Source organism: Streptomyces sp. NPDC029526 (genome assembly GCF_040637405.1).
Lineage (GTDB): Bacteria > Actinomycetota > Actinomycetes > Streptomycetales > Streptomycetaceae > Streptomyces.
In genome coordinates, this window is record NZ_JBEZWE010000001.1 from 190,473 (window position 1) to 203,355 (window position 12,883).

Below are 12,883 nucleotides of genomic sequence, written 5' to 3' on the forward strand. Positions count from 1 at the left end.
TCGGCGGGTCGGCGGGTCGGCGGCCGATCGTGCGGGGTGAGGGGGACCGGAACGGGCGGTGGCGGGGCGGAGGGCGAGACGCTCACGCGATGCCCGCGGGGGCCGGTGCTTCCTGGTCGGGGGTTCGTGGGGCGCGAACGGGGTCAGCGGTGCGGGCCGGCGTAGGCGTCCGTCGCGGCGACCAGGGCCCTGTCCCCGGCCGGTCCGGCATCGTGACCGGCCTCGTCCACGATCACCAGCTCGCTGTCGGGCCAGGCGTGGTGCAACCGCCACACGATGCCGAGCAGGTTGCCGAAGTCGAGACTCCCCTGCACCAGGGTGCCGGGGATGCCCTTGAGCAGGTGCGCGTCCTTCAGGACGACGCCCTCGTCGGGGCCTTCGCCGAGGAAGTGGTCGTTGGCCCAGTAGTGGGTGACGGTGCGGGCGAAGCCCTGACGGAAGTCCGGGTCCTCGAACCGCTCGATGGAGCGCGGCGGCGCGGGGATCGTCGCCGTCTCCCAGTCGGTCCAGGCCCGGGCGGCCCGGTGCCGCACCTGCGGATCCGGTGACTCCAGCAGCCTGTTGTAAGCGGCGGCGAGGTTGCCGTCCCGCTCGGCGGCGGGCAGACCGGCGAGGAACCGTTCGAAGGCGTCCGGGAAGATGGTGCCCAACCCCCGGGTCAGCAGGTCCACTTCGGCGCGGGACCCCGTGGCGACCGCGGTCAGCACCAGTTCGGACACGACCCCCGGGTGGGTCTGGGCGTAACGCAGACCGAGCACCGATCCCCACGAGGCGCCCCACACCAGCCACCGTTCGATTCCCAGGTGGGTGCGCAGGCGCTCCAGGTCGGCCAGCAGCCGGTCGGTCGTGTTCACGCTCATGTCGGTGACCGGATCGCTCGCCGGGGGCGTGGACCGTCCGGCGCCGCGCTGGTCCAGCAGCACGACGCGGTACCGCGCGGGATCGAAGTAACGCCTCGCTCGTGGGCCGGTGCCGCTGCCCGGGCCGCCGTGCAGGACCACCGCGGGCTTGCCACGGGGATTGCCGCAGGTCGCCCAGTGGACGCGGTTGCCGTCACCGACGTCGAGCATGCCGTGGTCGTAGGGTTCGATCTCCGGGTAAAGGCTCATCGCGGCACCGTAACGGGTGGTGCCGGGTCCGTTCAGCTCATTTCCGGGTGGGGAGCCCGGCCGCCCGTGCCGCGTCGCGCAGGACCTCGCGGAGCATGGCGGGGGTGAGCCGGCCGGTGAAGGTGTTGCGCTGGCTGACGTGGAAGCAGCCGAAGACGTCGAGGTCGTCGCCGTCCGGTGCGGGCAGCGTGACCCGGGTGCCGTGGCCGAAGGCCGGGCGGGGACGTGGAACCGTCCATCCCGCCTCGGCGAACGCGGGAAACGCGGCCTGCCAGCCGAAGGCGCCGAGGACGACCGCGGCCCGGACGGTCGGCCGCAGCAGCCGCAGTTCGCGCACCAGCCAGGGGCGGCAGGTGTCGCGTTCCTCGGGGGTGGGTTTGTTGGCGGGCGGCGCGCAGTGCACGGGAGAGGTGATGCGCACGCCGTGCAGGGCGAGGCCGTCGTCCGCGTGCACGGCGGTCGGCTGCGAGGCGAGCCCTACGTCGTACAGCGCGCGGTACAGCACGTCTCCGGAACGGTCCCCGGTGAACATCCGCCCCGTACGGTTACCCCCGTGTGCGGCGGGGGCGAGGCCGAGGATCAGCAGACGGGCGTCCGGCGGCCCGAAGCCGGGCACCGGCCTCCCCCAGTACGTCTGGTCGGCGAAGGCGGCGCGCTTGGTACGGGCCACTTCCTCCCGCCAGTCGACCAGCCGCGGGCAGGCACGGCAGCCGGCGATGCGCCGGTCGAGACGGGCGAGAGCGACGGCGTCCGACGAACCGGACCGTTCGGAGGGGTCGGAGCGGTCGGGAGGTCCGGACGGGCGGGAAGGACCGTAGCGGCCGGACCGTTCGGAGAGGCCGGACGGGCCAGGGGAGCCAGACGGGCCAGAGGAGCTGGACGGGCCGGAAGTGCGGGGAGGTCCGGAGGAGCCGGACCGCTCCGAGGAGCCGGAGCGGTCCGAGGGGTCGGAGCGGTCCAAGGGGTCGGACGGGCCGGAGGGGCCGCTGGGGGTCATGTCTCCACGGTAGGGGTCGTGGAGGTCGCGGGGGCCGTGGAGGTCGCCGGGGCCGTGGAGGTCGCGGGCGTCAGTTCGGGCTTCCGTCGTTCCGGGACGTCGGCCGGACCGGCGGGCCGGTCGCGTGCTCCGTCGTCCGGCGGTCCGTCACCGCGGCGGGTCCACAGCAGCGCCCCGGCGAGGAGGACGGCCGCGGTCAGCAGCCAGGGCAGGGGCCCGGGGGTGAGCGCGCCGACCACCACGCCGGTGACGGCCCCGACCGACTGCTGGGCGAGCGACTGGACGGACAGGGCGGTGGCCCGGGCGTCGCCGGGCACCCGGCGGTGCAGCAGCTCGTTCTCGTTCGGTCCCGCCACGCCGAGTCCCAGGTAGACCAGGCCGAACCCGGCGACGACGAGTCCGGTGGAGACCGGATGCGACCAGGCGGCCGTCGCACCGAGCAGCAGCAGACCTGCTGTGGCGGTGCCCAGTCCGGCCAGCACCGCGCGCCCGCCGCTGCCGGTCAGCCGGGCTGCCGACGGCGCCAGGTGGCTGCCGAGACCGGCGCAGACGAAGCCGCCGCAGGCCAGCGCGGCGAAGAGCAGGGCACCCGACTCGGGCGCTCCGGTCAGCGTCACGGCACGGCCCGGCATGAGCAGTTCGATGGCGGCCAGGGCACTGCCGGCGGCAGCCGCACTGAGCAGGATCCTGCGCACCATCGCGTCCCGCCCACCCAGCCGCACACCGCTCAGTACGGCGCCCGGGACGCCACGCAGCACGGAGCGGAGGGTGGCGGGCGGCCGTGGCGGCTCCCGCAGTGCGGCCAGCACGTAGCAGAGGAAGAGGACCTCGACGGCGGCCCCCAGCAGCACCGGGACGGACAACGGCAGCACCAGGCCCGACGTCGCCCGGATCAAGCCCGGGCCGAGATCCGCGGTCCGGTCGATGAGCCAGGGCACGGAGCCGCCGAGCATCAGGCCGATCGCGAGGGCCGCCGAGGTGGCGGAACTGCCGCGGGCCAGGCCGGTGCGCAGATCGGCGTCGGGTCCGGCGGTCGCCTGGACGGTGTCCACGTACCAGGCCTCCGCCGGGCCGCTGGCGAGGGCCCGTGCGGTTCCCATCAGCACCATGCCGAGGACGAGCACCCACGCGGTCCCTGCCAAACCCACGATGAGCAGGGCGATCGCGTTGAGGGCGCCCGCCGCGGCGAGCACCGGCCGTCGTCCGAGCACGTCGGAGAGGCCACCGGTGGGCAGTTCCACCGCCGCGGCGGTGAGGGAGTGTGCGGCGAAGAATCCCGCGATGGCGGTGAGCGCCATGCCCCGCTCGGTGAACAACAGCACCAACGGGGCCATGGCGAGTCCCGGGGGCAGCCAGAAGAGCGCGCAGACGATGACATACCGGCGGCGGGCGGTCTTCAGCGCCGCCCCCGCTCCGTGCCCGGCCGCCCCGTGGAGCACGCCGCCCGGGCCCTGCTGCGGGGTACCGGTCACACTGCACCCCTGGTTCCGGAGTCCCGGGTGCCGCCGGGAGCACTCCCGTCACCGGCGGCCCGGTCGGTGCCGCCGTCGCCGTCCCGGGCGTCACCGCCTGCGCTGCCGTCACCGCCTGCGCTGCTGTCCCCGCCTGCGCTGCCGTCCCCGCCCTTGCCGCCGTGGTGGTCGTGGCGGTGGTGGATGTCGTCGGTTCCCTCGGCGGGTGGTGCGGCCAGGGGCAGTCCCGCGGCGACGAACGCCACCCGGCGGGCGCGCGGGTCGTGCTCGTCGCGTGCGGTCAGTGCGTCCAGCGTGCGTCCCAGGACCTCCCACAGTTCGCTGAGCGACTCCGGGGTCAGCAGGGGCAGGTAGTCGTTGATCCCGGAGGGCTCGACCCACTCCCGGCCCAGCCGTCCCGCGGCCAGGTCCTCCTCGTGCCGGGTGAGCGACGCGTCCAGGTGGTCGATCTGGCGCCGCCGGGCCAACCCGACGTAGGCGCGGCCGACCGTCGAGGACTCCATCGCCTCGTTGCTCCAGGACGTCACGGTGTGCACCGCCTTCCAGCGCCGCTCCCGCCCGTCACGGTGCTCCGCCTCGGTGATGAAGGCGTGCTTCGCCAGCACCCTCAGGTGGTAGCTGGTCGACGCCGACGACTCCCCCGTCCGGTCGGCCAGCTCACTGGCAGTGGCCGGCCCGTCCTGACGCAACATGCCCAGCAGCCGGATCCGCAAAGGGTGCGTAAGTGCCTTCAACGCGGCGGTGTCGCGCTCGGGATCGAGGACACGCCTGTGCTCGTCTCTGACCATGCGGTGAGCGTAGAAGAGCGGAGCCGTTCTGCAAAAGAGATTTTGCAAAATCATTTTGGGGAATGCGGGCTGTCGGCCCCCGGCGGAGACGGACAACGGCCCGGGGAGCGGTAGGGCGAGAACGGAGAGGGGGAGAGCAGGGAGAGAGGGGGAGAGCAGGGAGCAGGAAGAACGGGGGGAACGCGGGGAACGCGGGCAACGGGGAGCGATAGGGTCGGAAGCATGGCTTCTGAGGGTGCGGAGGACGACCGGACGCGGGGGACGGACGGAGCCGGTGACGCGTCGGCGGCCCAGGACGCGCCGACCGGTCCGGAGCCGACTGCGGCCCCCGATCCCAAGGTCGCCGCCGCCGTGGCAGCCGCCGAGGCGGCCGGGCCGCCGGCGGGCGGCAGCGTCCGGATCGACAGCTGGATCTGGTCCGTGCGCCTGGTCAAGACGCGTTCCCTCGGCGCCTCGGCCTGCCGCGGGGGACATGTACGCGTGAACGGCGAGCGGGTGAAGCCCGCCCACGCGGTACGCGTCGGTGACGAGGTACGGCTGCGGCACGAGGGCCGTGAGCGGGTCGTCGTCGTGAAACGGCTGATCCGCAAGCGGGTCGGTGCCCCCGTGGCCGTTCAGTGCTACATCGACAACTCGCCGCCGCCCCCGCCCCGTGAGGCCGTCGCTCCGGCCGGTGTCCGCGACCGTGGCGCGGGCCGTCCGACGAAGCGGGACCGGCGTGAGCTGGAGCGGCTGCGCGGACTCGGAGCAGCCGGCGGACTGGGCGGTCTGCCGCCCGGCCCCGGTGCCTTCGGCGACGCCGACGCAGCGGACCCGGTCCTCCCGTTCGCCGACCCCCGCGACCACGACGGTCCGGGCGTCGCTGCCGGCCGCCCCCGTGAGCGAGACGGCAGGCGCAAAGGCACTGACCGCCGCACCCGCGGCAAGCGGTAAGCGGTAAGCGGTAAGCGATGGGACCCCGCGCATCCCGGCACCCTCCGCATGGTGAGCGGACGCCTCACAAGCCGTTCCAGGCCCGGTGGGATCGGTGGGGTCGGTCCCGTGCCGCACCCCGCTCGGGCCCGGCCGGCCCCGCCTCCCCTCCTCGCCGCACACCCGGTGCTACGCCTGCGCCGACGCGCTCCTCTTCCCCCGCAGCAGGCCCAGCAGGTCGGCATGGTGGCCGCGTCGCGACCAGGCGATCAGGACGAGCGGCACCATCAGGATGAGCGGCGTCGCCGCGAACTCGCCGTCGAAGACGGCGACCTGCACCACGAAGGCGCCCACCATCAGCGCGCTCAGTCCGGTCGCCGCCGCCGACTGGAGCACCGGGACCAACAGGCCGACCGCCCCGGCGAGTTCCAGCGCCCCGATGGCGTACATCCCGGCGCTCCCCCAGCCCATCGTGTCGAAGGACTCGGCGGCCGAGGAGTGGGCGATCAGCTTGGGCAGTGCGCTGGCGAACGCGAAGAACAGGGCGAGCAGGACCTGGACGACACGGAGCGCGACGCGACCCCGCCGTACCCGCCGGGGCACCGAGGGCCCCGGGACGGGCCCCGGCCCGATGATGGAGGCCGAGGTGGTGGCCGAGGCGGAAGCAGCGGAAGCGGTGGAGGCGGAGGCGGTGGGGGCGGAGGCGGTGGTCTCGGACATCGGGGTCTCCTGTGGTGAACGCGTTCGGTGGTCGTGTCGCTGTCACAGGTAGGACCCGTGCGTGCCCCGGAACTCATCGGTCGACGCGCACCGTTGTTCCCGCCGTGTGTCCCTCAGCCCTTCGTGTTCCCGTGCTGTGTCTCTGAGCCCTCCGCGTTCCCGTGCAGTGTTCCTCGGCCCTCCTCGCCCCCTCCCCCACCTGATCCGCTCGCTCCCCCGCCCGATCCGCCCGTTTCCCCGGCCGGAACCGCCCGCACCCATGTCCGGTCCTCCGTCAGGTACCGGTCCACTCTCAGTCCCGCCTCCTCCAGCGCCTGCTCGAACTGATCCCGCGTCATCGGGCGGGATCGGAACGTCTGGGTCCAGGTGGCGTCGGGAAACTCGTACTCCGCGTGGACGGAGACGACGCCGTCGCCGACCGGTGTGGCCGAGCGGATGCGCACGGTGAAGCCGGCCGGGTCCACGCGCTCCCGCGGCACATCGGCGTGGTAGTTCTCGCCCTCGCGCTGGATGAGGACGCAGCCCCCGTCCGCCACGTGCCGCACGCAGGTCCGCAGCAGCCCCCGCCGCACGGCACGGTCGCCCGCGTGCACGAGGAAGGATCCGAGCAATACCACGTCGAACCGCTCGCCCAGGGCGAGCCGCTCTATCGGGCCGCACACCGTGCGGGCGCCACGCACCCGCTCCAGCATCGGCGGACTCGTCCACCGCCGTGACCGGGAAGCCGCGCTCCACCAGCGCATGCGTCACACGGCCGGCGCCGCTCCCCAGTTCCAGCAGCCGCGCCCCCGGCGGCACCGCGGCAGCGATGACGTCCGGCTCGTCCCCGACGGGGAGCCGAGCGTAGAGCTCCACCGCACAACCGTCGGGTGTGATCGCCCCCGGCCCCGTCCCCGCGTATCCCTCGCGCATGATCGTCTCCATGTCCGTTCCAACGGGCAGGATCCGCACGTGCGTTCCGGAACCGAACGGATTCACTCGACCGAGTGAGATGGAGCGAGTGAGACAGTGAAAGGAACGGGATTGAACGGGCTCCCGGTCCGGGAGTCCGCGCAGCTCGGGGTCAGGACGGGACGGTGATCGTGATGCGTACCGGCAGTGAACCGGTGACCGCGCGCAGTGCCCTGCGGCTGCGGTTCTGGCTGAGTGTGTGGGGCGTGGCCTGGACGGTGTTCGGCACCGCCGCCTTCGCCCTCACGGACCGTCCGGGCTGGGCCCTGGCCTGCGGCCTGCTGTGGCTCGTCATGACGGTCGACCTGATCATCGTGGTCCGGCACATCCGCCGCGGCCCGCACTACCAGCCGGGCCGCGACGTGCCGCCGTACCTGCCGCCCAGGGACCCGCCGTGACACCGGCCGGACGGGCCGCGGCGTCCCGGCGGGGCGGCGGCCCGCCCGCTACGCGTCGAAGCGGGCGGCCTGGAGGTACTCCGGGTTCGGGTCCAGGGCGGCCGCCAGGCGGAAGTGGCGCTTGGCCGGGTGGGCGCGGCCCTGCCGCTCGTAGGTGCGGGCCAGGGCGAAGTGGGCGAAGGCGTTGTCCGGCTCCCGCTCCAGCACGAGCGAGAACTCCAGTTCGGCGGCGCGCAGCTGGGCCGCCGCGAAGAAGGCCCGCGCACGCAGCAGGCGGGCCGCGGTGTTCTCCGGATGCATGTCGATGACGCCGTCGAGCAGTTTCACCGCACCTCGCGGGTCCCGGGCGGCGAGCAACTGCTCGGCGGCACGGAAGTCGATGACGTGCGTCTCCGGCGTGCGTCCGGTCGAACCGCTGGTCTCGGGCACTGCGACGTCCTTCCCCTGGTCGAACGTCTTTCAACGCCTCCGGTCCGGCCCGCTATTCCCGCACCCTCCCGGGCACCCCTCCCGCACCGCGCCTCGCAGTGGCCCTCTCACCCTCGCGCCTCGCGCCTCGCACTGGACCTCCGCGCGTCTCGTCCCGGCGTCGGCCGGGGCGGCGCCGTCCGCCCGTCCGTCCCTATCCGGCTCCCGGCCGCGGGGACCGATCCTTCGGCTCCTTCGCCCGGCGGACGAGGTCGGTCCAGACGGCGTCGACCCGCCGCTCCAGCTCGTCGAGCGGCACGTCGTTGTCGATGACGACGTCCGCGACGGCCCGGCGCTGCTCGCGCGTGGCCTGGGCGGCCATCCGCGCGCGGGCGTCCTCCTCGGTCATGCCGCGCAGCCGGACGAGCCGGTGGAGCTGGGTGTCCGGGCTCGCCTCCACGACGATCACGAGATCGTAGAGGGGGGCGAGGCCGTTCTCCGTGAGCAGCGGCACGTCGTGCACGACCACCGCGTCCTCGGGGGCGGCCTCGGACAGTTCCGCGGAGCGGGCGCCCACCAGGGGGTGGACGATGGAGTTGAGGGTCGCGAGCTTCTCCGGGTCGGCGAAGACGATCGAGCCGAGCCGGGGCCGGTCCAGGCTGCCGTCCTCGGCCAGCACGTCCTCGCCGAACGCCTCCACGACCGCCGCCAGCCCGGGCGTTCCGGGTTCGACGACCTCCCGCGCGATGCGGTCCGCGTCGATCACCACGGCACCGCGCTCGGCGAGCAGCCGCGACACCTCACTCTTGCCGGCGCCGATGCCGCCGGTCAGACCCACGGACAGCACGACCGCGCCTCCACCTCTGCCTGCCCCGCCGGGGCGGGGACTTCGGTACCCGGTGAGCAGCCGACCGGGCGAAGGGCAGCGTAGCCGATCAGCCCTCGCCCTCCCGTTCGGCGAGGAACCGCTCGAACTCCCGGCCGATCTCGTCCGCCGACGGGATGTCGACCGGCTCGGCGAGCATGTTGCCCCGCGTCTCGGCGCCGGCGGCGGCGTCGTACTGGTGCTCCAGGCCCTGGATGAGGGCGGTGAGCTCGTCGTCGCCCTCCTGGACCTGCCGGTCGATCTCGGTCTGGGTGCGCTGGGCGGCGGTGCGCAGCGTGTGGGCGATGCCGGGCAGGACCAGTCCGGTGGCGGCGGTGACGGCCTCCAGGACGGTGAGCGCCGCGTCCGGGTACGGGGAGCGGGCGATGTAGTGGGGGACGTGGGCGGCGACGCCCAGGACGTCGTGGCCCGCCTGCATCAGCCGGTACTCGACGAGCCCCTCGGCGCTGCCGGGCACCTGGGCCTCGTCGAAGGGGCCGCTGTGGCCCGGCACGAGGTCGGTGCGGTTGCCGTGCGGGGTGAGTCCGACCGGGCGGGTGTGCGGGACGCCCATCGGGATGCCGTGGAAGTTCACGGCGAGGCGCACGCCGAGCCGCTCGACGATCTGGCGGACGGCCGCGGCGAACCGCTCCCACTCCACGTCCGGTTCGGGCCCGGACAGCAGCAGGAAGGGCGCTCCGGTGGCGTCCTGGACGAGGCGGACCTCCAGGGCGGGGTCGTCGTACTCGGTCCAGCGGTCGCGGGTGAAGGTCAGCAGCGGGCGGCGGGCGCGGTAGTCGATCAGCCGGTCGTGGTCGAAGCGCGCGACGACCTGGTGCGGCAGTGAGCCGAGCATCCGGTCGACGATCTGGTCGCCGGTCTCCCCCGCGTCGATGTAACCGTCGAAGTGGTAGAGCATGACCAGGCCGGCCGACTCCTGGGCGAGCGCCATGTCGACGACGGCCAGCCCCTTCGGCTCCCATGAGTACAAACCCTGCGGATCAAGCACAGTGACCGCTCCTCCTCGTGTCCGTACGGGACAACGTGCCATGCGGCGCCGACATTCCCAGGCGGGGGCACCCCCCTGGTGGTGCCGGGAGCCGCCGGGCCACGGCGTGGAGGGAGCCGGCGGGTGCCTCGGCCCGCGGAGGCGGGCCGGCCGGTTCGGCACGCGGCCCGTACCCATCCGGCGCCGACCCCGGGCCGCGGGCGCGCGGGAGCAGTCCGGCCCGACCGGCGCGCGGGCCCGTAACGCGTCCCGCGCCGCCCGCGCCGACCCCGGGGCCGCAGCCCCCGAAAGACGGCTCCGGCACGTCCGAAGCACGGCCGCCTGCCTGCGCACATCCCGCGCCGACGCCGCAGGCCCGTGGACGCGGCTGCGGCCGGGTCCTGGCAGCACCGAGGGCCCGCACCCCGGAAGGGTGCGGGCCCTCGGTCAAAGGTCGGCCCTCAGTGGCCTGCCCGGTGGGCTGCGGTCAGCTCTGGCCGCCGGCCAGCTTCTCGCGCAGCGCGGCCAGCGCCTCGTCCGAGGCCAGCGCGCCGGAGTTGTCCGGGCCCTCGGAGGAGTACGAACCGCCACCGGACGCGACCGGAGCAGCGGTCTCGGTGCCCTCGGCGGCAGCCTTCTCGTCCGCCTCGCGGGACTTGATGACCTGCGCCTGGTGCTGCTCGAAGCGGCTCTGCGCCTCGGCGTACTGGCGCTCCCACTCCTCGCGCTGCTTCTCGTAGCCCTCGAGCCAGTCGTTGGTCTCGGGGTCGAAGCCCTCGGGGTAGATGTAGTTGCCCTGGTCGTCGTAGGACGCGGCCATGCCGTACAGGGTCGGGTCGAACTCGACCGCCGACGGGTCGGCACCGAAGGACTCGTTGGCCTGCTTCAGCGAGAGGCTGATGCGGCGGCGCTCGAGGTCGATGTCGATGACCTTGACGAAGATCTCGTCGTTGACCTGGACGACCTGCTCCGGGATCTCCACGTGGCGCTCGGCCAGCTCGGAGATGTGGACCAGACCCTCGATGCCCTCGTCCACGCGGACGAACGCACCGAACGGAACCAGCTTCGTGACCTTGCCGGGCACGACCTGGCCGATCTGGTGGGTGCGGGCGAACTGCTGCCACGGGTCTTCCTGGGTCGCCTTCAGCGACAGGGAGACGCGCTCGCGGTCCATGTCGACGTCGAGGACCTCGACCGTGACCTCCTGGCCGACCTCGACGACCTCGGAGGGGTGGTCGATGTGCTTCCAGGACAGCTCGGAGACGTGGACCAGACCGTCGACGCCACCCAGGTCCACGAAGGCACCGAAGTTGACGATCGAGGAGACGACGCCGGAACGCACCTGGCCCTTCTGGAGGGTGGTGAGGAACGTCTGGCGGACCTCGGACTGGGTCTGCTCCAGCCAGGCACGGCGGGACAGGACCACGTTGTTGCGGTTCTTGTCCAGCTCGATGATCTTCGCCTCGAGCTCCTTGCCCACGTAGGGCTGGAGGTCGCGGACACGGCGCATCTCGACCAGGGAGGCCGGGAGGAAGCCGCGGAGGCCGATGTCGAGGATGAGACCACCCTTGACGACCTCGATGACGGTACCGGTGACGATGCCGTCCTCTTCCTTGATCTTCTCGATGGTGCCCCAGGCACGCTCGTACTGCGCGCGCTTCTTCGAGAGGATCAGGCGGCCTTCCTTGTCCTCCTTCTGGAGGACCAGGGCCTCGATCTCGTCGCCGACGGCGACGACCTCGTTCGGGTCGACGTCGTGCTTGATCGAGAGCTCGCGGCTCGGGATGACACCTTCGGTCTTGTAACCGATGTCGAGCAGGACCTCGTCCCGGTCGACCTTCACGATGACGCCGTCGACGATGTCGCCGTCGTTGAAGTACTTGATCGTCTCGTCGATCGCTGCGAGGAATGCTTCCTCGTTACCGATGTCGTTGACCGCTACCTGCGGGGTGGTGGCGGTGGTCTCGGTGCTGCTCGTCATGTGGGAAAGGGCTCCGGTACGGACATTGAAGTCGTAGGTACTGCTACGCCGGAGCCCGTTTCGCTCTGTAGAAGCCGGACAGCCAAGGAAGCGCCCCACCAGGAACTGGTGACGACGCCTCGAGAACCGAGGGGACATACAACAGACGCGAGCGCAGCCTGCTACGTCTGAGGCACGCAGGCTCGCAGCGCAACTTGTAGCATACGGGGGCAGCCGGGCAGGGTCAATGCACGAAGCCGCCCACCCGGGGCGGATCGCCGCATAACCGGCACAATTCGCCCGCACGGCCGAAGACGCACGTCGGACACCGCAGCCGGACCACGCAGGATCCGGTGACGCGCCCGGCGGCCGGCCGGGGTCCGGCTGGACGGAAGAGTACGACGAGGGAGCCGATCATCCAAGAGCCCGAAGCGCCCGAACCGGAGGCGACCCGGCGGGAGGCCGGCGTCACCGAGAGCGCCCGAGCCAATCGGGGCTGGTGGGACCGCAACGCCGACGAGTACCAGGTCGAACACGGGACGTTCCTCGGCGACGACCGCTTCGTGTGGGGACCCGAGGGGCTGGACGAGGTGGAGGCCGAACTGCTCGGCCCGCCCGAGGACCTCAAGGGCCGCGACGTGCTGGAGCTGGGGGCGGGAGCGGCCCAGTGCTCGCGCTGGCTGGCCGCGCAGGGGGCCCGCCCGGTGGCCCTGGACATCTCGCACCGGCAGTTGCAGCACGCGCTGCGCATCGGCGGGGCGTTCCCCCTGGTCTGCGCGGACGCCTCGGCGCTGCCGTTCCCGGACGCCTCCTTCGACCTGGCCTGCTCGGCGTACGGGGCGCTGCCTTTCGTCGCCGACCCGCGGCTGGTGCTGCGTGAGGTGCACCGGGTGCTGCGTCCCGGCGGGCGGCTGGTCTTCTCGGTCACGCACCCGATCCGCTGGGCGTTCCCGGACGAGCCCGGCCCGGAGGGCCTGAGCGTGTCCGGGTCCTACTTCGACCGCACGCCCTACGTGGAGCAGGACGAGCGCGGTCACGCCGTCTACGTGGAGCACCACCGCACGCTGGGCGACCGGGTGCGGGACGTCGTCGGCTCCGGTTTCCGGCTGGTGGACCTGGTGGAGCCGGAGTGGCCCGCCTGGAACACGTCCGAGTGGGGCGGCTGGTCGCCGCTGCGCGGGAACCTGATCCCGGGCACGGCGATCTTCGTGTGCGCACGGGACTGAGCGCGAACCGGGACCGCGCAGGGGACGGGACCGAGCAGGGGACCAGACCGAACAGGGGACGGGACGGACTCAGTGGGTGACGGGACCGA

12 protein-coding genes and 1 pseudogene are annotated in these 12,883 nt (G+C 73.0%); 3 read left to right on the top strand and 10 right to left on the bottom strand.

All coding sequences use genetic code 11. The annotated features are described in order from the left end of the window. Nucleotides 1–143: 143 nt before the first annotated feature. From pip to AB0F01_RS00910, 4 genes are all read right to left on the bottom strand, one after another. Complete coding sequence (pip, locus tag AB0F01_RS00895; RefSeq protein WP_362088962.1) at nt 144–1,109, bottom strand: prolyl aminopeptidase; 966 nt, start codon at nt 1,107–1,109, stop codon at nt 144–146. A 37-nt stretch (nt 1,110–1,146) separates the two neighbouring features. Further along, nucleotides 1,147–1,827, bottom strand: a complete 681-nt coding sequence (locus tag AB0F01_RS00900; protein ID WP_362090160.1) for a uracil-DNA glycosylase — start codon at nt 1,825–1,827, stop codon at nt 1,147–1,149. A 275-nt stretch (nt 1,828–2,102) separates the two neighbouring features. Further along, nucleotides 2,103–3,545: an MFS transporter gene (locus AB0F01_RS00905; RefSeq protein WP_362090161.1), complete on the bottom strand. Its 1,443-nt coding sequence runs from the start codon at nt 3,543–3,545 to the stop codon at nt 2,103–2,105. A gap of 29 nt (nt 3,546–3,574) precedes the next feature. Further along, nucleotides 3,575–4,366, bottom strand: coding sequence for a helix-turn-helix domain-containing protein (locus AB0F01_RS00910; protein ID WP_362088963.1), 792 nt, complete (start codon nt 4,364–4,366; stop codon nt 3,575–3,577). Between the two features lie 222 nt (nt 4,367–4,588). On the opposite strand from AB0F01_RS00910, the gene AB0F01_RS00915 reads away from it, so the two are divergent. Next, complete coding sequence (locus AB0F01_RS00915; protein ID WP_362088964.1) at nt 4,589–5,299, top strand: RNA-binding S4 domain-containing protein; 711 nt, start codon at nt 4,589–4,591, stop codon at nt 5,297–5,299. Nucleotides 5,300–5,467: 168 nt separating this feature from the next. Here AB0F01_RS00915 and AB0F01_RS00920 read toward each other — a convergent pair whose 3' ends face one another. Beyond that, nucleotides 5,468–5,998 (bottom strand): DoxX family protein, encoded by a 531-nt coding sequence (locus AB0F01_RS00920; protein WP_362088965.1) that lies wholly within the window; start codon nt 5,996–5,998, stop codon nt 5,468–5,470. A gap of 242 nt (nt 5,999–6,240) precedes the next feature. Continuing rightward, nucleotides 6,241–6,910 (bottom strand): annotated as a pseudogene (locus tag AB0F01_RS00925) (methyltransferase domain-containing protein); the annotation flags it as partial. Nucleotides 6,911–7,083: 173 nt separating this feature from the next. Here AB0F01_RS00925 and AB0F01_RS00930 point away from each other — a divergent pair. Further along, nucleotides 7,084–7,347, top strand: coding sequence for a DUF6343 family protein (locus AB0F01_RS00930; protein ID WP_362088966.1), 264 nt, complete (start codon nt 7,084–7,086; stop codon nt 7,345–7,347). A 48-nt stretch (nt 7,348–7,395) separates the two neighbouring features. Here the strand turns inward: AB0F01_RS00930 and AB0F01_RS00935 are convergent, their stop codons facing one another. The 4 genes from AB0F01_RS00935 to rpsA form a co-directional block, all read right to left on the bottom strand. Then, nucleotides 7,396–7,776, bottom strand: coding sequence for a tetratricopeptide repeat protein (locus tag AB0F01_RS00935; protein WP_362088967.1), 381 nt, complete (start codon nt 7,774–7,776; stop codon nt 7,396–7,398). A gap of 193 nt (nt 7,777–7,969) precedes the next feature. Next, on the bottom strand, nt 7,970–8,602 hold the full coding sequence (gene coaE / locus AB0F01_RS00940) for a dephospho-CoA kinase (RefSeq protein WP_362088968.1): 633 nt from the start codon (nt 8,600–8,602) through the stop codon (nt 7,970–7,972). 88 nt (nt 8,603–8,690) lie between these two features. Then, nucleotides 8,691–9,629: a PAC2 family protein gene (locus AB0F01_RS00945; RefSeq protein WP_362088969.1), complete on the bottom strand. Its 939-nt coding sequence runs from the start codon at nt 9,627–9,629 to the stop codon at nt 8,691–8,693. A 466-nt stretch (nt 9,630–10,095) separates the two neighbouring features. Further along, on the bottom strand, nt 10,096–11,589 hold the full coding sequence (gene rpsA / locus AB0F01_RS00950) for a 30S ribosomal protein S1 (RefSeq protein WP_362088970.1): 1,494 nt from the start codon (nt 11,587–11,589) through the stop codon (nt 10,096–10,098). Nucleotides 11,590–11,921: 332 nt separating this feature from the next. Here rpsA and AB0F01_RS00955 point away from each other — a divergent pair, with 332 nt between their 5' ends. Beyond that, a complete protein-coding gene (locus AB0F01_RS00955) occupies nt 11,922–12,794 on the top strand; it encodes a class I SAM-dependent methyltransferase (protein WP_362088971.1) in 873 nt (290 codons plus the stop codon). The last annotated feature ends 89 nt before the right edge of the window (nt 12,795–12,883 follow it).